At 45.8% G+C, this 24,409-nt stretch carries 15 protein-coding genes; 14 read left to right on the forward strand and 1 reads right to left on the reverse strand.

Features of this window, described 5'->3' with window-relative positions; translation table 11 throughout:
• Window positions 1-30 precede the first annotated feature (30 nt).
• From ACYVAA_RS04180 to ACYVAA_RS04225, 10 genes are all read left to right on the forward strand, one after another.
• Window positions 31-1,611: an SLC5 family protein gene (locus ACYVAA_RS04180; protein ID WP_460538808.1), complete on the forward strand. Its 1,581-nt coding sequence runs from the start codon at window positions 31-33 to the stop codon at window positions 1,609-1,611.
• A 22-nt stretch (window positions 1,612-1,633) separates the two neighbouring features.
• Window positions 1,634-3,109 (forward strand): CoA-acylating methylmalonate-semialdehyde dehydrogenase, encoded by a 1,476-nt coding sequence (locus ACYVAA_RS04185; protein ID WP_460538809.1) that lies wholly within the window; start codon window positions 1,634-1,636, stop codon window positions 3,107-3,109.
• A 3-nt stretch (window positions 3,110-3,112) separates the two neighbouring features.
• Window positions 3,113-4,027, forward strand: coding sequence for a sugar phosphate isomerase/epimerase family protein (locus ACYVAA_RS04190; RefSeq protein WP_460538810.1), 915 nt, complete (start codon window positions 3,113-3,115; stop codon window positions 4,025-4,027).
• Window positions 4,028-4,031: 4 nt separating this feature from the next.
• The gene (iolG, locus tag ACYVAA_RS04195) at window positions 4,032-5,048 is read left to right on the forward strand and encodes an inositol 2-dehydrogenase (protein WP_460538811.1); all 1,017 of its coding nucleotides are present in this window, start codon (window positions 4,032-4,034) and stop codon (window positions 5,046-5,048) included.
• Between the two features lie 303 nt (window positions 5,049-5,351).
• Window positions 5,352-8,474: a SusC/RagA family TonB-linked outer membrane protein gene (locus tag ACYVAA_RS04200; protein ID WP_460538812.1), complete on the forward strand. Its 3,123-nt coding sequence runs from the start codon at window positions 5,352-5,354 to the stop codon at window positions 8,472-8,474.
• A gap of 12 nt (window positions 8,475-8,486) precedes the next feature.
• On the forward strand, window positions 8,487-10,088 hold the full coding sequence (locus tag ACYVAA_RS04205; RefSeq protein ID WP_460538813.1) for a RagB/SusD family nutrient uptake outer membrane protein: 1,602 nt from the start codon (window positions 8,487-8,489) through the stop codon (window positions 10,086-10,088).
• Window positions 10,089-10,236: 148 nt separating this feature from the next.
• The gene (locus tag ACYVAA_RS04210) at window positions 10,237-11,229 is read left to right on the forward strand and encodes a purple acid phosphatase family protein (RefSeq protein WP_460538814.1); all 993 of its coding nucleotides are present in this window, start codon (window positions 10,237-10,239) and stop codon (window positions 11,227-11,229) included.
• On the forward strand, window positions 11,226-13,010 hold the full coding sequence (locus ACYVAA_RS04215) for a hypothetical protein (protein ID WP_460538815.1): 1,785 nt from the start codon (window positions 11,226-11,228) through the stop codon (window positions 13,008-13,010). The genes ACYVAA_RS04210 and ACYVAA_RS04215 overlap by 4 nt, the downstream gene beginning before the upstream one ends.
• Entirely contained in the window at window positions 13,007-14,311 is a 1,305-nt protein-coding gene (locus ACYVAA_RS04220; RefSeq protein WP_460538816.1) for a DUF4861 domain-containing protein, read from the forward strand. The genes ACYVAA_RS04215 and ACYVAA_RS04220 overlap by 4 nt, the downstream gene beginning before the upstream one ends.
• 6 nt (window positions 14,312-14,317) lie before the next feature.
• Window positions 14,318-15,703, forward strand: a complete 1,386-nt coding sequence (locus tag ACYVAA_RS04225) for a glycoside hydrolase family 88/105 protein (RefSeq protein WP_460538817.1) — start codon at window positions 14,318-14,320, stop codon at window positions 15,701-15,703.
• 341 nt (window positions 15,704-16,044) lie between these two features.
• Here ACYVAA_RS04225 and ACYVAA_RS04230 read toward each other — a convergent pair whose 3' ends face one another.
• Window positions 16,045-16,452, reverse strand: coding sequence for a gamma-glutamylcyclotransferase family protein (locus tag ACYVAA_RS04230; protein WP_460538818.1), 408 nt, complete (start codon window positions 16,450-16,452; stop codon window positions 16,045-16,047).
• Window positions 16,453-16,657: 205 nt separating this feature from the next.
• Here ACYVAA_RS04230 and galB point away from each other — a divergent pair, with 205 nt between their 5' ends.
• The 4 genes from galB to ACYVAA_RS04250 all read left to right on the forward strand — a co-directional run bounded on the left by galB (window position 16,658) and on the right by ACYVAA_RS04250 (window position 24,409).
• Window positions 16,658-19,084 carry a beta-galactosidase GalB gene (galB, locus tag ACYVAA_RS04235; RefSeq protein WP_460538819.1) on the forward strand — a complete coding sequence of 809 codons (2,427 nt, stop codon included), beginning with the start codon at window positions 16,658-16,660 and terminating at the stop codon, window positions 19,082-19,084.
• Window positions 19,085-19,190: 106 nt separating this feature from the next.
• Window positions 19,191-20,183 carry a glycoside hydrolase family 43 protein gene (locus ACYVAA_RS04240; protein WP_460538820.1) on the forward strand — a complete coding sequence of 331 codons (993 nt, stop codon included), beginning with the start codon at window positions 19,191-19,193 and terminating at the stop codon, window positions 20,181-20,183.
• Between the two features lie 87 nt (window positions 20,184-20,270).
• Window positions 20,271-21,989, forward strand: coding sequence for a sulfatase family protein (locus ACYVAA_RS04245; RefSeq protein ID WP_460538821.1), 1,719 nt, complete (start codon window positions 20,271-20,273; stop codon window positions 21,987-21,989).
• A 119-nt stretch (window positions 21,990-22,108) separates the two neighbouring features.
• Window positions 22,109-24,409: an FdhF/YdeP family oxidoreductase gene (locus ACYVAA_RS04250; RefSeq protein ID WP_460538822.1), complete on the forward strand. Its 2,301-nt coding sequence runs from the start codon at window positions 22,109-22,111 to the stop codon at window positions 24,407-24,409.

Here is a 24,409-nt window from a genome sequence, read left to right on the forward strand (position 1 = left end):
GCTTACCCAAAATAACCTTAATCAAACACTATGGAAATAACTGCTTTGTCTTTTATAGCCTTCACCTTATTTGTGGCCTTCTATGCCTGGAGGAAAACCAGAAAGGAAAACCTGGACACAGAGGATGGCTATTTTCTAGGAGGAAGAAGTCTTACGGGAGTTGTTATCGCAGGCTCGATGATCATGACCAATATATCCACCGAGCACCTGGTAGGCATGAACGGGTCTTCTTATAAAAATGGTTTTATCATCGTGGCCTGGGAGGTGACATCTGCTCTGGCATTGATCATAGCGGCAGTCTATTTTGTGCCCAAATACTTGAAAATGGGGCTGACCACCATTCCCCAATATTTGGAAAACCGCTTTGATGCGGGCACCAGATCCATGGTGGCACTTTTCCTTCTCGTTTCCTTTGCGGTGACCTTGTTGCCCATAGTACTCTATACCGGTGCCATCAATCTGGAGAGCCTGTTCAATGTTTCGGAGGTCTTGGGGATAAGCCGTTCCCAAGGACTGTGGTACACCGTGTTGATAGTAGGAGGAATAGGGTCGATCTATGCCATTTTCGGCGGATTAAAGGCCGTAGCAGTTTCCGACACCATTAACGGCTATGGACTGCTCATCGCCGGCCTAATGGTTCCCCTTATCGCGCTCTTTATGATTGGCGAGGGGAATCCCTTTACAGGAATGGGCAAAGTCTTCGAAAACAGCCCGGAAAAATTCGATGTCATTGGGGAAAAGGATTCTGTTTTGCCCTTCAGCACCCTTTTTACCGGGCTTATCATCAACCAGCTGTATTTCTGGTGCATGAACCAAACGATTATCCAACGGGCTTTGGGGGCCAAAAACCTGAAAGAAGCCCAAAAGGGCCTTTTGTATACAGGGGCATTAAAACTGCTGGTTCCCTTTATCATTGTGCTGCCCGGCGTGATCGGCTACTATTATTTTGGAAACAGTATGTACGAACAGCAGGATATGGTCTATCCAGAACTGGTGAAGAAGGTGCTGCCGGTAGGCCTGACGGGGATATTTGCGGCGGTGATCATGGGAGCGGTACTGAGTACCTTCAATAGTGTGCTGAACAGTGCTTCCACGATCTTCAGCATTGATATTTACAAGCGCTTGATCCATCCCCAGGCCAGTGCCAGCCGATTGGTAAAGGCGGGGAAATTGTCCGCTACCGTTTTGGCCGTGAGTTCGATCATTGCCGCTCCAATGGTGGCCAATGCACCTGAAGGGCTTTTCCAGTTGTTGCAGCAGCTCAATGGTATCTTCTTCATCCCTATCGCTTCGATCATGTTGGCTGGTTTCTTTACCAAGAAGATCACTGCCTTAGGGGCAAAGGTTGCCCTGATGACCGGGCTGGCTTTTTACATCCTGACCACCTTTGTTTTTGATGTGGACATCCACTTTGTGCATATCTGGGGAATAGAGTTTTTGCTTAATGTGCTGGTGATGACGGCAATATCTTTCTTATGGCCAAAAGACCTTAAGGCCTCCTCGGTGCTTTCCCACAGTATTCAACTCGATAAATGGAAATATGCCGGTGCGGTCTCCATCGTGCTGGTCATCATTACCGTGACCATATACATCTTATTAGGAAATATTTAAACCATAATACAAACCATCTGAAATGGAAAAGTTAAGTAATTATATCAACGGACAATGGACAGAAAGCAAGGAAGCCAATTTGGTGGATGTGCTCAATCCGGCAACCCAAGAAATTCTGGGAAAAGTGCCCATTGGAAAAGCCACTACCAAGGACGTGGAGGAAGCTGTAAAGTCATCACAGCAAGCCTTTATTTCCTGGTCCCAAGTTCCTGTCATGCAGCGTGTGCAACCGCTATATAAGCTAAAGCAATTGCTGGAGGAGCATAAGGAAGAGCTGGCCAGGACCATTACCATGGAGTGTGGGAAGACTTTAGGGGAGTCAAGAGGTGAATTGCAAAGAGCCATAGAAAATGTGGAAACGGCCTGTGCTACCCCGGTGCTCATCCAAAGTGAGTTTTCCGAAAATATCGCCAGGGGGGTGGATGAATTCATGATCCGTCAGCCCTTGGGAGTATGTGCCTGCATTGCCCCTTTCAATTTTCCCGGGATGATTCCTTTCTGGTTTTTGCCGTATGCAATTGCCTGCGGAAACACCTTCCTTTTGAAACCGTCGGAAAAAGTGCCTTTGACCATGCAAAAAGTGATGGGACTGATCGAGCAAATTGGTTTACCTGAAGGGGTAGTCAATATGGTGCATGGGGGCAAAGATACGGTTGATGCCCTGCTGGAGCACCCTGCGATTAAGGCCATCAGTTTTGTGGGATCCACGGACGTGGCCAGGTATATCTATGCCAAAGGAGCCGCAAACGGAAAGCGTGTCCAAGCCCAAGGGGGAGCAAAAAATCCCGTAGTAGTCTTGCCGGATGCAGATATTGAGGTGTCCACCAAAATCATTACCGATAGTGTGTATGGCTGTGCAGGCCAGCGCTGTTTGGCAGCTTCTACCATCATCACTGTAGGGGATCAAAAGGGAACTTTTAAGGAGGCATTGTACGAGTCCGCCAATAAAAGAACCACAGGCTACGGACTGGATGAAAGCGTGGAAATGGGACCGGTAATTTCCCAAGCCAGCAAAAACAGGGTGCAGCAGCTTATCGAAAAAGGGGTAAGTGAGGGCGCAAATGTACTGTTGGATGGTAGAAATGGAGCCATTCCGGGCTTTGAAAAGGGCAACTTCCTGAAGCCGACCATTCTGGAGAATGTAAGCTTGGGAGGAGAGCTCATCAAAACGGAAATTTTTGGTCCGGTGATGAGCCTGGTAAAGATGGATAGCCTGGATGAGGCGCTGCAGTTTATCAACGGCAATAATTACGGAAATATGGCATGCCTGTTTACCTCCAGTGGAGCCCATGCAAGAAGGTTTAGGAACGAGGCCAATGCAGGGAATATCGGTATTAATATCGGTGTGGCAGCACCGATGGCCCAATTCCCTTTTAGCGGTTGGAACGACAGCTTCTTCGGGGACCTACATGGCCAGGGCCGTCATGCCATTGAATTTTTCACACAAACCAAAGTCACTGTGGAGCGATGGCTTCAGGAATGGACCAGAAAATTTTAAGCGATGAAAAACATTAAAATAGCCAACGCCCCCTGTTCATGGGGGGCCTTGGAATTCGAATTGGAAGGCAAATCCCTCGGCTATCAGCAGGTGTTATCTGAGATGGCAGCGCTTGGATACGTAGGGACCGAACTGGGAGATTGGGGCTTTATGCCCACTGATCCCAAGGCCCTGAGAAGCGCTTTGGACAATTTTGGTCTGGACCTTCCGGGAGCTTTTGTTCCTGTTGCATTGGCCCAGGAAGAGCAACATGAAAAAGGGGTGGAAAATGCCCTTAGGATAGCCGGGTTGATGGTGGGAGCCGGATATAAGGATGCCTTTATCATTTTGGCTGATGACAACGGCAGTGTGTCGGAGCGTACGCAAAATGCCGGCAGAATCACTGCCGAGATGACCTTAACACCCGATCAATGGGAGGTGTATGGAAGAGGGGCAAATAAGGTGGCCGCGGCGGTTAAGGAAAAATACGGTTTGAGAACCGTCTTTCACCACCACTGCGCAGGCTATGTGGAAACCCCTGAGGAATTGGATGCGCTAATGAGGCATACAGACCCACAGCTGGTGGGCATATGCCTGGATATGGGCCATTTTGCTTTTGGCGGAGGAAATCCCATGGATGTTTTGGAAAAGTACCCTGAGAGAACCTGGCATATCCACTTCAAGGATTATGATGGGCAAATTGGCCAGGAAAGCAGGTCAAAAGGCTGGGATTATTTCAAATCAGTAGAACATGGGGTTTTCTGCAAGTTGGGCGAAGGCAAAGTGGATTTTGGTGCCATTATCCGAAAACTTGACGAACTGAACTATAAGGGGTGGATTGTGGTGGAGCAGGATGTCCTGCCAGGCATGGGAAGTCCTTATGAATGTGCTAAGCACAACCTAGAATTTATCAATAAGAACATGATGCAGACCAAATAACACGATGAAAAAAATAAATGTTGGAATAATAGGTTTGGGCCGGATTGGTCAAATCCATTTTAATAATCTAAAGTACCAAATCCCTCATGTGGAGGTGGTGATGGTAGCTGACCCAAGGGAAAAGGAAGTCTATCAAGGAATTCCTGTAGGCAGCCCGGAAGAAGTCATTGCACACCCTGGGATTGATGCCGTGGTCATCTGCTCTCCTACAGATACCCATGCGGATTATATAGAAATGTGTGCGGCTGCTGGTAAAGATATCTTTTGCGAAAAACCCCATGACCTTTCATTGGACAGGGTGATCAGCACCTTGGAGTCAGTCACTACAGCAGGTGTAAAGCTGATGCTTGGTTTTAACCGGCGGTTTGATGCCAATTTCAGTAAGATCCATGAACTGGTCCAGAATAATAAAATTGGCGAGCCTACCATTTTGAAAATCACCAGCCGGGATCCAGGACCACCACCCTTGGAGTACCTTAAAAGCTCAGGAGGGATGTTCATGGATATGACCATCCATGATTTTGACATGGCCCGCTTTATAATGGGCAAAGAAGTCGAAAAGGTCTATGCAACTGCTGGGGTTTTTACCAGCAAGGAGGTGGCCGAAGCTGGGGATATCGATACCGCAGTGATCAATTTGACTTTTACCGATGGGAGTATGGCGGTCATTGATAATTGCAGAAAAGCGGTTTACGGCTATGATCAGCGATTGGAAATATTCGGTAGCGGAGGAATGGCCCAGGCGGACAATAACAAACACGACAGCCACTTGCTGATGGATGAAAAGGGCAGTCACGGTGCTTTGCCACTTGATTTTTTTATGGACCGATATGTGGATTCCTACAAGGTCGAAATGAAAATGTTTATCCAAGCATTGCAAGAGAATACAGCCGTTCCTGTAAGTGGTCAAGATGGCTTAGCAGCCATGATGATTGCCATTGCAGCCAAGCAATCGGTAGAGGAAAAGCGCCCCATTTTGCTTCAGGAAGTACGGAAAATGACAGGGGCTAAGCTGGTTTGAGGCTCCTGTCCTATTTAACAACTATCCTTAATATTTACAGAATTTAAAAAAAACAGGAGTTTTCATTGCTGAATGTTTAACCAATGAAGAGGTGCAAACTTTAAAAAGTAATGTGCAAACGTTTGCATAATAACTTTTGGAACTGTTCTTATTACGCTTTTAATTTGATGTAATAATAGTTGGTGATATTTATTGAGTTGAGAATAATGTTTTGATAAAAATATTAATGTCCATATATGTTATAAGTTGTCACCGCTAGTTGATCTCTAATTAAAATTAATAATTATCCTTAATAACACCCGTATGAAACAAATTTCACTAAAAATGAAAAGGTGGATACTGTCTCTCGAAAGGAGATGGACTTATGCCACCAAAACGGCTGGCCTGATCGTGCTGGTCTTGATGATGAATATGGCACATGGTGCCTATGCCCAATCCGAAGTAAAAGGAAATGTAATCTCCGGAGAGGATCAACAGCCCATTCCTGGTGTGACCGTGCTTGTCAAAGGTTCGGGGGTGGGTACCGTAACGGATCTGGATGGAAATTACTCGATAAATGTGGGCAATGCCTCAAATGCAGTTTTATCCTTTTCTTTTGTAGGCTACCTTACCCAGGAAATTTCTGTAAACAGCCAATCTAAAATAGATGTAACCTTAGAGCCAGATGTGGCGCAATTGGACGAAGTAGTAGTAGTTGGATACGGAGAAACCAAAAGGAAAGACCTTACCGGTTCGGTGGTCTCCATGGATTCAAAGAATATACAGGAAGCCAATAAGGTGAATGCTTTCCAGGCCCTTCAGGGACAGGTAGCAGGGGTGAACATCCAAGCAGCGGATAACAAACCCGGCGGTGGTTTCAATGTCAGGATCAGGGGTTCAAACACCATCAATGCCAATGAGACAGTAGAACAGGGTGGATTCAATCCAGGACAAAACCCGCTGTTTGTGGTAGATGGGATATTCGTGAATGATATTTCTTTCCTGAATCCGGCAGATATCGAAAGGATGGATGTGCTGAAAGATGCTTCTGCAACCGCTATTTATGGTTCCAGAGGTAGTAATGGCGTGGTAATCGTGGAGACTAAAAAAGGTAGTGAAGGTAAATTAACTGTCCAGTATGATAACTATATCGGCGTTAAGCAAGCCTATAATTTACCGGATATGCTTCAAGGGGAGGAGTTTGTTCAGTATTTCAGAGATGCAGTTGTGGGCAACTTTTATTCCTCAGGAGACTTTGGCGTTAATGCCAGTGATGTTAATCTTGGCGATTATATGAGGCCCAATGAATTGGAAAATGTGGCCAATGGAGATTATGTCAACTGGATCGACTTGGTGAAGCATAACGGTATGCAACAAAACCACAGCCTCAGTTTAAATGGGGGAAATAATAAAACGATTTATGGTCTTGGTCTTGCCTATACCCAGGATGAAGGGACTTTTGAAGGGGAAGATTACGAGCGATTTACCATCAGAGGTAATATGAGCAGTAAACTTTCGGAGTTGTTTTCCATGGCTTTCAGTAATTATGCTTCTTTCGCCATCAGAAATGAAGGTAGCCGTGAAGGTTTGAGAAGTGCCTATAGGTTGCGGCCTACCGGTACCCCTTTCGATGAAAATGGAGATCCGCTCTTCTTCCCTCTAGAAGGGGAAACCTTTATTACCAATCCGCTTTTTGAGGCTGACAATATCACTCGGGAGACAAGAACATTGAATTATCTGAGTAACCTTTCGCTGTCATTTACCCCTCATAAAAACCTTAAAATCACTTCCAACTTTTCTCCAAATATTGAATTCAACCGATATGGGGAATACCGGGGACTTTATGCCAAATCTACCAGTGGGCAGGTCGGTAACCGTAGGGCCGAGGTGAGAAATGGTAACCGGATTTCATATACCTGGGATAATATTGTGAATTATAATCTGAGTTTTGGAACAGACCATGTACTCAATACCACCTTGGTATATTCCCTGTTTATGGACCGCTATGAGAATTACCTCATGCAGAGAAGAAACTTCAGTACCGATGAGTTCTTGTTTTATAACATCGATGCAGGTTCGGATATCCGAAATGCAGAGGGCGGATTTTCCAAACAAACATTGGAGTCTTACACAGGTAGAATCAACTATACCTTCAAAGACAAGTACTTGTTTACCTTGACAGGGCGATATGATGGTTCTTCCATTTTGGCTGCAGAAAATAAGTGGGCATTCTTCCCATCAGCTGCATTTGCCTGGAGGATTATCGATGAAGGCTTTATGAAAGACCAGAGCTTGGTGGGAGATTTAAAACTTCGCCTTAGCTATGGTGAAACAGGTAATAACGGTGCAGGAGGAGGATTGGGGCCTTTGCAGTCGCTTTCTTTGATCGACAACAGCTTTACCAATTTCGGTGATCAGGTAATCAAGACCGCTTTTGTAAACAATTTGGCAAATCAGGACCTTACCTGGGAAAAGACCAAGGAGTTTAACATTGGTTTGGATTTCGGGTTCTTTAATAACCGTCTTTATGGTTCTTTGGATATTTACAACAGAAAAAATACAGGGATTATCTTCTTCCGTCCTACTCCAACTGTTACCGGATTCTCAGGTGTGTTTGAAAACGTGGGAGAAGCCTCCAACAAGGGCGTTGAGCTTGGACTGAACTCTGTCAATATCCACAACAGCGATTTCAAGTGGACCACTTCCTTCAATTTCGCCAGAAACAAAAATAAAATCACCAAGCTGTACGGCGATCTTGATCAAATCCTATTTGGTGTGCAGGCAGGATCTTATGTACATAGAGTCGGTGAGCCAGTAGGGTCTATCTATACTTATGTGTTTGATGGAATCTGGCAAATGGATGAGGTGGATGTAGCACAAAGTTATGGTCAGCAGCCAGGGCAGGTAAAAGTAAAAGACCTGAACAATGACGGGTTGATTGATGCGGATGACAGGACAGTAATCGGCGCCAATATGCCCGACTGGACAGGAGGTATAGCCAATACCTTCAATTACAGAAATTGGGATTTCACCTTCTTTGTAAGAACCAGCCAAGGAGCCATTTCACCTAGTTATTTCCATATTTCCCATTCGGGAGGATTTGATGCCACTCCTGCAAGGTTTAACAGCCTGCAGACCAATTACTGGACCCCCGATAACCCGTCCAACGAATGGTATCAGCCAAGTAATAACGGGCCATTTGCGGAGCCGCTTGTTTACCAGGACGTATCCTTCGTCAAAGTGGGCTACATCACCTTGGGATACAAGTTCGACCAGAGAATTTTGGATGCTTTGAAGATCAACAGTCTTCGGGTATACTTCACCGCTCAAAATCCATTCACATTTACCGACTATGAGGGTTGGGATCCAGAGAACGCTGCCAGAAACAGCTGGGGGTCAGCTTATATGTCGAGAATATTTATGGGTGGCATCAATGTTAAATTTTAATCAGACGGCATCATGAAAAAATACATCATATTATTCGCGTGGGTGACTGGAATTATGGGCTTGTCATCCTGTGCAGACTTTCTTGAAGAAGAAAACAGGAATTTTCTCTCCGATGACATATTGTTGAGCGATCCCCAGGCTTTGGACCAATTGGTGGCAAATGCTTATGACAAGCTTAGACTGGCCACTACCTTCTATGATCTCGACCATCAAGGTACCGATGTCTTTACCAGGAGGGATATTATTGCAGGGATCAGTGATTTGAATGATTATGTGAACCTTCGGCCTACCAATGGTTCGGTAGGAACCTATTGGACCAATTACTATAACGTAATTGCTGCAGCCAATACCGCCATCAGCCGCGCAGATGCGGTAGAGGGGATTAGTGAAGCCGATAGAAGCCGTGGTCTGGGCGAGGCCAAATTCCTAAGGGCTTTTGCTTATTTCCATTTGGTGGAGAATTTTGGCGGTGTCCCCTTGGTATTGGAGGAAATCAGGTCAGCGCAGTCAGAATTTACAAGGGCAAGCGAGCAGGAGGTATATAGCCAGATCATTTCCGATTTGGATGAGGCACTGAGTGGGGTAGATGGTACACTTAGTCAATACGGCAGGGTTTCCAAGGATGCGGTTAGGCACCTAAAAGCAAAAGTGCTTTTGACCAGAGGCTATAAGGAATTTGGAAGCAGCCAGGATTTTACCGAGGCGGCAACCTTGGCAGAAGCAGTCATTGCCAGCCACCCTTTAGTGGATGATTTTGCTTCTTTGGTATCAAAAGAAGACCAAAGAAATTCAGAAGTGATCTTTTCCATGCTCTATGGTTCCAATCCCGTTTCCAGAGGATTGGGCAATAACCGTCACCTGCTCTTCAAGTTTGTTTATGACGTCTATCCGGGACAAACCCGTTCTACCTTGTACCATAGAGGATTAGGCCGTGCGCCAAGCCCTTATTTCTTTGACCTTTTTGAGGAGGGGGATGAAAGGGAGGACGCCACCATCCGAAGGACGATGATCGCAGAGGTAAACAGTATGGATGGCAGCATCGCAGCGGGAGATACCAGCATTTACTTTCCCAAGACCCCATGGCCTCAGTCTGTTATTGACAGCAAAGCCTATGTGGTCATTAATCCAGGGCAGTATTTCACTCCTGATGGTTTAACCCAAGTGCATTTTCCCATGTTCAAAAAGTTTGATGATCCTGGGGTGCCCTATACCAACCCCGGTATCAATCCTGACGGGGAGCGGGATGCCATTTTGATCCGGTCTGGGGAAACCAGGCTCATCGCTGCAGAGGCGTATTTAAAAGCAGGAAATGGAGCAAAGGCCGCTGAACATATCAATGCACTTCGTGCAAGAGCGGATGTAGAAACCATGGTTGCTGCGGATGAAATAGACATTGACCTGATTTTGGACGAAAGTGCCATAGAAATGGCCGGAGAAATCAGCAGGTGGATGGATTTGAAACGAACAGGAAAATTGGAAGAGAGAGTGTTGGCCCACAACCCTCATGCGGCTTTAAACAAGGCGATTAAGGCTTTTCATAACCTTAGGCCTATTCCACAACGTGAGGTGGATGTCAGTGGAGGATCTATCTCCCAAAATGAAGGATATAATTAAAATGGGGTTTGATTGTCGGAAAGTTTCCCCGTTTGGGGAAACTTTCCCTTTTTTACCGGCAACCGGATTAGCTCTATTAAATTCCATCCATTGGACCAAAGAACTCTTTATTGGTCCCCCTCTATAAAAACAACCTGATGTCCATTCCATGAAGAAAAACTATCCTAACATTACCGCCTGGTTTATTTTGGCTTTCTTGGCCTTGGTGGGCTATTGGATACCCGGTAAAGCCCAAGAAGCCCCCCTGTCTAGTGATCAACTGGAAATTCCTGAGGATGCGCTCAGTTTTATTGTTTTTGGGGATTGGGGAAGATTTGGTGATGACCATCAAAAGGAAGTAAGTGCCCAGATGGCCAAAACTGCCAAGGCCAACCATGTGGAGTTTTTTATTGTTACCGGTGACAATTTTTATCCCAAAGGAGTGGCCAGTATCCATGATCCTCATTGGAAATATTCTCTGGAAGAAATTTATACTGACTTTGCGCTGCAGCGCGAATGGTACGTGGTTTTGGGAAACCACGATTATATGGGAGATCCCGAGGCCCAGATTGCCTATTCCGATATCAGCAGGCGCTGGACCATGCCGTCCCGCTATTATGCAAAAGACATTCGACTCAGGGATGGCAGTGGAAAGAAGATAAAGTTTGCCATGATCGATACCAATCCCTTGATCCCTGAATTTTATGCCAATTCAGAATATGGACCCAATGTCAGCGGTCAGGATACCACTGCCCAAAAGGCTTGGTTGGCCAGGGAGCTGTCAGATAATACGGATCAGGTTCACTGGAAGATAGTGGTTGGGCACCACCCTATGTACACGGGGAGTGATAAGCGAAGCGAGGGATATGATACACGAAGGATTCGTCATACGCTGGATACCGTGCTGGAAGAAAACGGAGTGGATGTGTATTTGGCGGGGCATGATCACAGTTTGCAACATTTGGTCCCTCATCAAGGGGTTCATCATTTTATATCCGGATCAGCTTCCGAAAAAACGCAGGCAGCAAGGATACCCATCTCAAAATTTGCGGCATCTGCTTATGGCTTTATGCTTTTTTCGGTAAATAAAGAAAAAATGGTAGTACATATCATTGATGAAACCGGTCAAATACTTTATAAAACTGAAATAACTAAAAAATGAAAAATATTACCCGAAAAACCTTTTTGAAGCAGTCACTGGGCTTGGGGACTGCAATGTACATGATGCCCATGTTGGGATTTTCCTCTCCGCAAAACAATCCGCGCTTTGGTTCTTTTAGTGAACTCTGGGATAAAATGGTACAGGCCAATGATGCTCATGTAAAGGCACTATTGGATCAGGGGGATGCCGCCAACAAGCATGGAGGTAGAAGTTATGGTTATAATTTTGCCATGCTGGCCTCAGCCTATTGCTGTAAGGATTCCAAGTATTATGAAAGTCCCAAGCTGATCGAATTGCTGGATTATACCACCGATAAATTGATCGAAAATCAGCGACCTGATGGGACCATTAATGCAGGCAACCTGGAGTCACCTCCGGATACGGGCTTTATAATGGAACCCCTATGTGCCGGGGTCTATATTTTGAGCAAAAAAGATGACAAAGCACTGCAGGCAGTAAAAGGAAAAATCAAAGGCTTTGTCCTGAAAACCGGGGAGGCATTGGTCGTAGGTGGGATCCATACCCCTAACCATCGCTGGGTGGTCTGTCACGCACTGGCAAGGATCAACCAACTGTATCCGGATCAAAAATATGTCAATCGAATCGATGAGTGGCTGAGTGAGGGGATTTATATGGATGAGGACGGGCATTATCCTGAGCGGAGCATGAACTATTCTGATGTGGAGAACAATGCATTCATTGCACTGGGAAGGTTGCTTGATCGCCCACAACTTTTTGAGGCTCCGAGGAAAAGCCTCGAAATGACCTATTACTATATGGAACCCAATGGGGATTTGGTGACAACGGATTCCAGAAGACAGGACCAGTATTCCCACCGGAGTATTGTAGTTCAATACCTGCATTACCGCTTTTTGGCCATTCATGATGGAAATGGAGAGTTTGCCCGGATCGTGAAAATGATTGAAGGATTTCCTGGTTTTGACAAGATGATAGTGGAGGAGGCCTTGTTTCACTTTATGGAAGATGAGATCCTGATGAAGGAATTGCCCGCGGAAGAACCTGTTCCCACCAACTTTGAGCAGGTATTTCATACCAGTAGTCTGGCAAGGATAAGAAGGGAGGATACTACGGCAACAATTTTTGGTGGGGTGGATTGGCCTTTGATCATCGCATCAGGCAGGTCGGTAAGTCCTAATTTTTTCAGTTATAGAAAAGGCAATGCGATCCTATGGTACATGCGTATGTCTGCCAATTTCTTCAATATGGGCCATTTCCGAAGTGAAGGACTGTGGAAAGAAGACAATAAGTATGTGCTGTACCAAAAGCTTGAAGCGCCCTATTATCAGCCTTTGCCAGATCATCTCCAAAACAAGGAGGGGGATTATGAGCTTACACCTAGCGTGGACGGGAGGTTTTGGAGCAAAATGGCCTTCGATGAGCGTCCCGTAAGCAATGTGAAGACTTTGGAGTCCAAAGTGACCATAGAGGAAAATAATGGAAAAGCCACCTTGCTTTTTGAAGTGACCGGATTGGAAGGGGTTGCGGTGACCATAGAAATGTGTTTTGATAAAGAGGGCAAGCTGCATGGAGTCAGTTCTGCCGATGGTGATGAGGATAATTATTTCCTGACGGATGGCACGGGAACATTTGAAAAAGATGGCGATAAGATTTCTTTTGGGCCTGGTGTAAAAAAACATGAACGCATCAACCGCTTAGATGGAGAAAAATACAGTGTGCATTTTGGCAGTTTAAGAACCGAAGGCAACCATGTTTACCTGACCGGAGTCACTCCCTTTACCCATAAGCTGACCTTAGAATGAGAAAATATAGCCAATATATTACCTTGATTTGTGGAATGGGGATAGGAGGGAGCCTTGCCTCCTGCAGTGGTCCTATTGAAAATCGTCCAACCACAATTACCATCAAAAACACTTCTGGTGAGCTTTTGGAAGAAAAAGCCATCATGGTTTCCCGGGAATTGTTCGAAAATGCCCCTGCAGGGAAGCATCCACTTTTGCTGGATCTAAATCAGGACAGCATTCCTGGCCAGTTGTCAGATGTGGACGGGGATGGGCAATGGGATGAGCTGTTTTTCCTTTTGGACCTTCCCGCCCAATCTGAAAATAGCCTTTCGCTTCAATGGATGGACGAGCCGTTGGAATGGAAAGAAAGAACTTATGTGCGCTTTGGCGTAAGACCCTCAGAAGGGGATACGGTACGCCCTGCCACGAAGGATACCTTTTACCCCAATGAGCTTCCCGGGGTAATGGGCTACCAGCCCTATCAAACAGATGGGCCATCCTGGGAAAATGATAAGGTAGGATTCCGACATTATTTGGATGGCAGAAACTCTAAAGATGTGTTCGGGAAAAAAGTAGAGGAGATGTCCCCAAGGGATGTAGGGATCAATGCGGAGGGAGTGACCGAGGACAATTACCATGTGATGGAAAACTGGGGCAGGGACATCCTTTCGGTGGGTACTTCAGTAGGAATCGGTGGTTATTCCTTGATGATAGGGGATTCCCTGGTAAGGCTAGGAGTAACCCAAAGGGATAGTCTGAACAATGTGGCCGAAACGACTTTTGAGGTGTTGGAAAGTGGGCCTATTAGGTCTGTAATGCGCTATGATTATAAAGATTGGAAACCTGAGAATACCGATAGGACCTATCAGGTACAGGAGATCAGTCAAATTTGGCCAGGAATGTACGGGTATCAAAGTTCGGTTTCCTTCCAGAACCTGCAAGGTGATGAAACCGGGGTAATAGGGTTGGTAAATATCCATACCGAAAAAGAATTAGGGATCATGGAAGTGGGGGATTTCACCATTCTTTATACCCATGACCAACAGACTTATGATAAGGAATGGTACTTGGGATTGGCCTTATTGATTCCCTCTGAAGTTTATAAAGGTTGGACCGAAGCGCCTAAAACGGGTCAGCTGACCAATTCATTTCTCGCAAAAGTCGAAATTGAAGAAGGAAAATCCCTGGACTATTATGTCGTTGCAGCTTGGGAGCTGGCTGATCTGGGATTTAGGGAGGAAGAATATTTTAAAAACTATCTCAAAAATCTGGGCTCCCAACTCAGTGTAAAACCAATTATAACCATTGAAAACCCTTAATGAATAATGTTTAGAACGTACAATAATACCTGGAGAAATAATACAAGCTATTCCTTTTTCACCGTTCTGATTCTTTTCATGCTAATTGTCGATGGGCTCAATGCCCAGCAAGTACAAACGGACAGCAACACCCCACTTCATTTGATTCAGCCCGATTATGCCGTTCCCTATGGGGAGGTCAATAAGGAAGGGATAGGAACTGTGCTGGGCAGGGTGTGCCACTATTTGGAGCAAACGACACCTGCTGAACTGGTGCAGGAGGGCTCCGGAGCAGTCATTGAGGATATTGCCAAGGCGGAAAAAGGGGCAAAATTGAAAAAGGGGGATTTCAGAATTTTCAGTTATGAGTGGGGAGTACTTTATGCGGGCATGATAGCTGCTGCTCAGGCCACAGGAAAAGAAGAATTTGAAAATTATACTTATCAAAGACTGGATTTTTTATCAGAGGTACACGGTCATTACAAAGCGATGTTATCAAATAATCCTGAAATGGAAACTCCCATACAGCAGGTTATTTTTCCTCACGCATTGGATGACGCCGGAGCCATATGTGCGGCCATGATAAAGGCCAAGAAAAGTGGCTTAAAGACTGATTTAAGCCCTATGATAGAAAATTATGTCGATTTTATCATGAACAAGCAGTTCCGTCTTGATGATGGGACCTTGGCCAGAAACCGTCCTGTGGACCATACCCTATGGTTGGATGATATGTTCATGAGCGTGCCTGCCCTCGCCCAAATGGGGGATTTGACAGGTGAAACCAAATATTTTGATGAAGCCATTCGGCAGGTGTTGGCTTTTTCCAAGCGGATGTTCAATCCTCAAAAGGGAATTTATATGCATGGATGGGTAGAAGGGGCCAATAATTTCCCCCAGTTTCATTGGGGAAGGGCCAATGGGTGGGCCTTTATGACCTTGGTGGAACTGTTGGATGTCTTGCCGGAGGATTATCCGGGAAGGGCCGAGGTGATGTCCTACTTCCTAGCGCAAGCTGAAGGGCTAGCCAGCTACCAGTCCAACAAGGGATTATGGCATCAGCTGTTGGATAAAAACGACTCGTATTTGGAAACATCGGCAACGGCCATCTATACCTATGGTTTTGCCAAGGCCATCAATAATGGTTGGCTGGATTATCGGGTGTTCGGGCCAATGACCTTATTGGCATGGTCCGGGGTGGCCAGCCAGGTCAATGAAACCGGTCAGGTGGAAGGCACCTGTGTGGGAACTGGAATGGGCTTTGACCCCGCATTTTATTACCATCGGCCGGTAAGCGTTTATGCTGCCCATGGTTATGGTCCCGTCATGTTAGCTGGTGCGGAGATGATAAAATTGCTCGAGAAACATCCATACAATATCAATGAAACGGCTGTCCAGTTTTTAGAGAAGCACTGATAGGATTTCATACCACTATAATCTATCATTGGAGGCTGTCTTATAATTAATTTCTCTGAGTCCTACACAAATAATATTTCGTTGTACTCTGTGAGTCAGTGGAGAAAGAGCCCGCCCCAAAGGGGCGAACTTATAATAGCCTGGGGTGGCAGCCCCAGGCAAAAGTCCCCCGCAAGGGTCATGTTTTGGCGGGATTAATACCAATGGAGCATATACTTTGCCGCCAAAACCCGTGGATTTTAATTGAGAAGCCTACCCAATAAAATGTATAATTACGTCATCGCAAGCGACCAGAAATCCTATACCCATGGAATATTTGGTAAGCAGATTCCGATCATGACTTATGAGACGGCCTTAAAATTTTCAAAGTCGCCAGATGGAATGAGTGGCAGGTTTTCAGTAGGAAGATTGTAGATATAGGCCCAACATAGCCAGGTTTGGGAGGAGGAAATATGATACACGAGAATTCGTTCTCTTTTATATTCTTGTGGGACAGGGAATTTGGGCCCAGCTTCTTCATATTTGTCCAAAACCAGCAGCAAGCTATCCATTTCTTCGGCGGAATATATATAGCCAAACACGATTTCCTGGGAATTTTTGCTTAAGACCAGTCCAGGGTAATCGGCCACCAAATAAAGCCTTCCGTTGACATACGCTTTCCCCACAAGTTTACAGTTTTCCCTCAGAAATACAGCCATGGGATGGGCTGAGGACTGGGCTAATGTTCCGTAAACAAAAAGGTAGTCCATCTTGAATTTTGGTTTAGTTAAAATAGTATATCATTTCCGGATATTATTTTGGCTTGGGTTTAATTTCCACCCTTGAATTATTTCTAGAGCAAATAACAGACAAATCAGTACGGGAAAATTCATTGTCAAGTCTATCTTTGGGCTAAATTAAAAATAATATAACCCTAACGCAATTGCTGTTTTGGCAGCGGATGATAGAAAACCTATGAACTATAGAAACTTAACCCTACTGTTGTTTTTGTTTTGTTGTACCCACTCCATGGCCCAATCCAGGCTGATAAAAGAACTGGAAGCATGGAAATTTTTTAAAGGGAAAAATGAAAATGCTTTTCAAGAGGACTTTGATGATTCAAAATGGGAATCGGTCACCGTGCCGCATGATTGGGCCATATATGGTCCTTTTGACAAAGAAGTAGATAAGCAGATCGTCAAGATTGTACAGAATAACGAAAAGGAAGCTACAGAAAAAACAGGGCGGACAGGTGCATTGCCCTTTACCGGAGTGGGCTGGTACCGTACCAAACTGCAGCTTCCGGAACACATTGGGGGGAAGCAGCTGCTGCTGACTTTTGATGGAGCCATGAGCAATGCGGAGGTTTATGTAAACGGCGAAAAAGTGGGCAACAGGCCTTATGGCTATAGTTATTTTTATTTTGATGTATCCGAACAGCTCAAAAAAGGAAAAGAAAATGTGATTGCCGTCCGATTGGAAAACCAGGAGTTTTCCTCCAGATGGTACCCGGGTGCGGGGCTGTACCGCAAAGTCCAGCTTATCGTAAAGGACCAGGTGAGTTTTCAACATTGGGGGCATTACCTGACCACTCCTTATATCTCGGAAAAACTGGCCAAAGTAAGGATAAAGTCTAAGGTGCAAGGTGAGCAGGTGGAGATTAAAACCGTCATCAAGGATGCTGATGGGAACATCATTGCGGAAAACACTTCAGGGGAGCGTTTTGGAGATGAAATAGAGCAAAATATAGCTGTGGAGCATCCCATATTATGGAATCCTGAGCACCCTTATTTGTATACGGCGGAGTTGGAATTATACCAAGGCGAGGAGCTAAAAGATAAAGAAACCGTACGGTTTGGAATCAGGGAAATAAAATACAGTGCTGAAAACGGCTTTCAGCTGAATGGGGAAACCATCAAGTTCAAGGGAGTCTGCCTGCACCATGATTTGGGGCCTATAGGTACGGCAGTGAACAAAGCAGCACTGAAGAGGCAACTTACCATTCTGAAAGATTTGGGTTGTAATGCCGTGCGGTCAGCGCATAATATGCCATCCCTTGAGCAGTTGGAGCTGTGCGATGAAATGGGCTTTTTGTTTTTGGCCGAGAGTTTTGACGAATGGAAAAAGCCTAAAGTAAAGAACGGGTACAACCAGTATTTTGATGAGTGGGCAGAAAAGGATGTGGTGAATTTGGTACAGGCCACCCGCAACCACCCGAGCATAGTGATGTGGAGTGCAGGAAATGAGGTGCCCGATCAGTGGGGCAGTGAAGGCGTGAAGCGGGCAAGGTGGCTGCAGGACCTCTTCCATCGGGAAGATCCCACCAGACCGGTGACCGTGGGAATGGACCAGGTCAAGTCAGTGATGGAAAGCGGTTTTGGAGCCATTTTGGATATTCCTGGCCTGAATTACCGGACCCATTTGTATGAAGAGGCCTATGAGCGGTTTCCTCAAGGTTTTATTTTAGGTTCCGAGACAGCCTCAACAGTGAGCTCTAGGGGAATTTACAAGTTTCCCGTAGAGAAGGGAAGTGACAAAGTGTACGAGGACCTGCAGAGCTCCTCCTATGATTTGGAATATTGTAACTGGTCGAATATCCCTGAAGATGATTTTGTCCTTCAGGACGATAAGCCCTGGGTACTGGGAGAGTTTGTTTGGACAGGTTTCGATTATTTGGGAGAGCCCACGCCCTATGACAATTACTGGCCATCCAGAAGTTCCTATTTTGGCATCAGTGACCTGGCCGGCCTGCCAAAAGACAGGTATTACCTCTACAGAAGCCGGTGGAATACAGAAGACCAGACCCTGCACATCCTGCCCCATTGGAACTGGGAAGGCAGGGAAGGAGAGACTACTCCAGTTTTTGTATATACCAGTTATAACAGTGCCGAATTATTCGTCAACGGGAAAAGCCAGGGAGTGCAGCGCAAGAGCAAGGATTCAAAGTTAGAGCGGTATCGCCTGATGTGGATGGATGTAAAGTATGAACCGGGTACTGTAAAAGTAGTGGCCTACGATGAGCAGGGAAATGCGGTGGCGGAAAAATCAGTGGTGACTGCTGGCAAGCCCCATCATATCCAGTTGGATGCTGACCGGCAAATCCTCCAAGCTGATGGCAAAGACCTGAGTTTTGTGACCGCAACCATCGTGGACAAAGATGGAAACCCCTGTCCGACGGCATCCAACCAATTGGATTTTAAGGTAAAGGGCAAGGGTAAATTCAGGGCAGTATGTAACGGTGATCCCACTTCAATGGAAATGTTTCACCATCCGACCATGAAGGCTTTTAGCGGTAAGCTGGTGGTGCTGGTCCAATCCTCTGCTGAAGAGGGGGAGATTGAGCTGACCGTCAGCGGCAAGGGGTTGAAAAAGGAAAGTTTAATTCTTCAGGTTGGGGAATAAAAGGGGAGACGGTAGAGAAATAGCTGAAATGTTGTGAATACTTGCCAGAAGGAAAGGTCAAAAGCAGAAGTTGGAACTATTCATAAGAGGAAACTTACTTTCAACTATGTCAAAGCAGAGTTTATATCAAAGGGGAGGAAATCTCGGAAAGCTGATGTTCGGAATACTATGCTTTTTGAAATTATCCTCACTAATGGCCCAGGATAAGCCAAGCCTTCAAATGGCAGACCCCACCATCTTTTATCACGAGGGAATTTATTACTTGTATGGAACAGGAAGGGCCAATGAAGGTTTTCAGGTCTATACTTCCAAGGATACCAAGGAATGGTCAGGTCCCTCAGGCAAGCTAAATGAAGGGTTTTGTCTCCGGAAAGAGGATGTTTATGGGGATCAGGGCTTTTGGGCACCCCAGGTGTTTTTTGAAAACGGGAAGTTTTATATGGCCTATACGGCTAATGAGCATATTGCCCTGGCGGAAAGTGACAGCCCTTTAGGCCCTTTTCAACAAACCGTTCAAGAACCGATCGAAGGGGATGGAAAGATGATAGATCCCTTCTTTTACCGTGCCCCTGATGGAAAGGCCTATTTGTACTTCGTCAAAGTGGCCAATGGGGGCAACAGGATCTACGTGGCTGAAATGAAGGAAGACCTAAGTGGTACAATAACTGAAACAGAAAGGCTTTGTGTTGAGGCCACTATGCCATGGGAGAATTTCGAGAAGGCAGATTGGACAGTGACAGAAGGTCCCACTGTATTATATCGCAATGGCCATTACTACATGGTTTACAGTGCAAACGACTTTAGAAGCAAGCATTATGCTGTGGGTGTTTCGGTTAGCAAGAATCCCATGGGGCCGTGGAAAAAAATGGATGATCAGCCCTTGTTGCATCAAGCGTTGTTAGGAGTTCCAGGTACAGGGCATGGTGATTTTTTTTCTATTGGGGATGATTTGTACTATGTGTTTCATACTCATTATTCAGAAGATAAGGTGGGGCCCAGAAAGACAGCTTTGATAAAAACAAACTTTGAGGACAAAAAAGGCGGAAAGGCGGTGTTACACTGCTTGCCCAAGAGCTGGAGGTATCTGTATGGTAATTAAGTGTCCGAATAAGCCTAAGGATAGCAGGAAGTACTAAAAGAAAGCCAAGTAATCAATACCCTGATTAATTAAATTTTAATGATGAATATGGAAAGGTTTTGTCGGCTAAGAAACCCGATTGCTTATCTTACTCCAAGCAACTGCATCTGGGGAATGCTATTAATGATTTTCAGCTATGCGGAAGCATCCGGCCAGAATAATAAGGATCGAGAGCGTCCCAATATTGTATTTTTTCTGGCGGATGATTGTACCAAATGGGACTTGGGCTGCTATGGAAGTCCAAACTCCATTACCCCAACCATCGATATGTTGGCGGCAAAGGGGATGAAATTCAACAACTGTTATCAATCAGCACCGATGTGCTCGCCCACCAGGCACAGTATCATGACAGGCATGTATCCGGTAAAGACAGGAGCCTATCCCAATCATACTTATGTGAGATCTGATGTGAAATCCACCGTAAATTACCTGAAACCTTTGGGGTACAGGGTGGCGCTTTCCGGCAAGAGGCACATACTTCCGCAGTCGGTGTTTGATTATGAATATTTGGATGGGAGTGCGGACAAAGAGCTCAATCCGGAATTTGACAAAATTGATGGATTCCTCAAAGATGCAAAGTCCAAAGGTGATAAGTTTTGTTTGTACGTGTGCTCCACGGAGCCCCATACACCATGGAACAGGGGCGATACCACGCTTTTCGATAAGGATAAAATAGTGCTGCCGCCCAACCTTGCGGACACCAAGCGGACCAGGTCGGATTTCAGGGACTATCTGGCTGAAATCAACTACTTGGACGGGCAGGTAAAGTCAATGTTGGAACTGCTAAAATCAAATGGCTTGGAAGAAAACACCATTTTTATTTTTTCAAGCGAACAGGGTAACAGTTTTCCTTTTGCCAAATGGACCTGCTATAATGCGGGATTGACCACTGCTTTGATTGCCTATTGGCCAGGGAAAATTAGGGCAGGTACGGAGTCGGAAGCCTTGGTGGAGTACATTGATCTATTGCCCACCTTCATTGAAATGGCCGGAGGAGAGCCGGCACGGGAAATGGATGGCCAGTCCCTGGTACCGCTTATTCAGGGTACAAAGAAGGATAATGGAAGAAAATATACTTTTGGACTACAGACAAGCAGGGGGATTTATTTTGGTCCCGAGTATTATGGGATCAGGACTGTTTCTGACGGGACTTTTAGGCTTATTGTGAATTTATCGCCTGAGGTTCCTTTTAAAAATTCAGTAACAGAAAGGCAGCAATTTTTTAAGGAATGGCAGTCTTCAAGTAATGTGTTCTATCAAAACTTGGCCTATCGGTATCAGTACCGCCCAAAAATAGAATTGTATAATGATAGGGAAGATCCCTATAACCTGGTCAACCTTGCTCAGGATCCTAGGTACCTTGAAAAAATAACGGAGCTTAAAGCTGCACTTCAAAAATGGATGCTAGCATGTGGTGACCAAGGACAGGAAACAGAGCTAAGGGCATTAAAACATATGCGCCACAGTTTGGATGGGGAAAAGATGGTTGTGGAGATGGACTTAAGCCCTTCGCATAAAAACGGGAATTTCGAGGTGCACGGGGATGGCTATTATACTTTTTATATCGAGGGGAAAGCGGATGTTTATGTAGATGGAAATTTCATTGCTCAAGGTGATGATAAAAAATTGATGCTGGGTAGGTATGGGGTCATTGGCCTGAGCAAGGGGAAACATGTTTTTGAATTGAAAAACCAGACAGGTCAATTTCCCAAATTAAGTTGGTCAGGGCCGGGTTTTGATAAAAGGAAATTCAATCAGCCGGACTAAAATCTGATGGGACAATCAGTGGGGGATTACAAGTTGTCTCAGGAAATTTACAGGTAGCCTGAAACTTCCCGAATAAATTTTTATCCTTATCTTACTATTGTTTTTAGGCAAATTGAACCATGGAAGGATCAAATAAAAGGGATATTTCGGTTGTTGGCCCGGAGAAGTTGACGGGTATAGCAACCGGTGAGCCCAAAAACTTTGCGGCGGGGATACCGGCGATAAAAGTGGCTTTGGACCATGCGATGAAGGAAATGGGCCTGAAGAGGTCTTTTTCGACGTTGTCCCATCTCAATCAGAAAAACGGTTTTGATTGCCCGGGCTGTGCCTGGCCTGATCCGGATAAAAGGACTTCCTTAGGTGAATTTTGTGAAAATGGGGTGAAAGCAGTGGCTGAGGAAGCCACCACCAGGCAGGTTAGCCCTGAGTTTTTTAACCAGTATTCGGTGGCTGAAATGTCCCGATGGTCGGATTTTAGGATCGGAAAGAGTGGGCGGATCACGGATCCGATGATTCTCCGGCCCGATAGCCAGTACTATGAACCGATCTCTTGGGCAGCAGCTTTTCAAACCATAGCCGACAAGCTGAAAGACTTAGCAGATCCCAACGAAGCAGTGTTTTATACTTCGGGCAGGTCCAGCAATGAGGCCGCATTTTTATACGGTCTTTTTGTCCGTGCATTTGGGACCAACAATATGCCCGATTGCTCCAATATGTGCCATGAGTCCAGCGGGGTGGCATTGGGAGAAACCCTTGGAATTGGCAAAGGCTCAGTGACCCTGGAAGACTTTGACCATGCAGAAGTGGTGATGGTCATCGGGCAAAACCCGGGCACCAACCATCCCCGGATGTTGTCAGCTTTGGAGAAATGCAAGCAAAATGGGGGCAAGGTGGTGGCGATCAATCCCTTGGAAGAAGCAGGTTTGATCCGCTTCAAAAATCCCCAGAAACCGAATGGCCTTATTGGGGAAGGCACTGCATTTACCGATATTTTTCTTCAGGTAAAAATCAACCAGGATGTCGCCCTGCTCAAACTGCTGATCAAGAAGCTGGCCCGCCTGGACAAGGAAAAAGGTGGGGTATTTGACCATGAATTTATCCAAAAGCATACACAGGGCTATGAAGCACTTTTAGGTGATTTGGAGAACTACGATGAGCAAGCGCTTTTGGAGAAATGCGGAGTAAGCGCCGAAAAGGTGGACCAAACCGTTGCCCTGCTTGCCGAAAAAAAGAAGATCATCATCTGCTGGGCCATGGGCCTGACGCAGCATAAAAACGGGGTGGATAATATCAAAGAATGTGTTAACCTGTTATTGCTCAAAGGAAGCATTGGGAAGGAAGGAGCTGGTACCTGCCCGGTTAGAGGGCACAGCAATGTCCAGGGAGATAGGACAGTGGGGATTACCCACCATGTGTCCAAGTCCTTAAATGAGGCTTTTGCCACTGCGTTTGGCTTCCAGCCTCCCGAAAAGGAGGGCCTTGATGTGGTGCACTGCATCAAAGCCATGCATGAAGGCAAAGCAAAAGTGTTTATCGCTCTGGGGGGCAATTTTCTCTCTGCAGCCTCTGATACAGAATATACGGGGCAGGCCCTTCAAAACTGCCAGTTGACCGTATCCATCAGCACCAAGTTAAACCGGACACACCTGGTTCCAGGAAAAACCTCCCTAATTCTGCCCACGCTGGGGCGAACCGAAAAGGACGCCAAAAATGGCCAGGAACGCTTTGTGACGGTGGAAAACAGCATGGGCAGGGTTCACCGGTCAAAGGGAAGCCTTCAACCTAGCTCTGAAAACCTTAAAAGCGAACCGGAAATTGTGGCAAAAATGGCCCAGGCTTATTTTGGAAATGACCACCTGATTGATTGGGGAGCGTTGGGAGCTGACTATGGATTGATCAGGGAAAAGATAGCGCAGGTTTTCAAAGGTTTTGACAATTATTCCGAGAGATCGAAGTCAGGCGGCTTTGACCTGCCCAACCATGCCCGAAAAGGGGACTTTTCCAGCCTTCCTGGAGGTAAGGCAAAATTCAGCATTTGCCCGGTTCCAGAGCATAACCTAACCGACGCCAAGTTCCTGCTGATGACCATCAGGTCCCATGACCAGTTCAATACCACCATTTACGGATTGGACGACCGGTACAGGGGAATTTATAATGAAAGAAGAGTGGTGTTTATCAATCCGGAAGATGCGGTGGAATGGGGGCTGAAAAAGCTCGATAAGATAGACCTGGTCAGCAATTACAATGGAAAGGAAAGGGTAGCCAGGAACTTTTTGATCATCCCTTATAATATCCCAAGGGGCAATCTGGCAGCCTATTTTCCAGAGACCAATGTACTTGTTCCCAATGATCAGTATGCCGATAAAAGCAATACACCGATCAGCAAATCGATAGAGGTGGATATTCTGGTTTCCGTCTAG

It is taken from the genome of Echinicola sediminis, assembly GCF_054777495.1.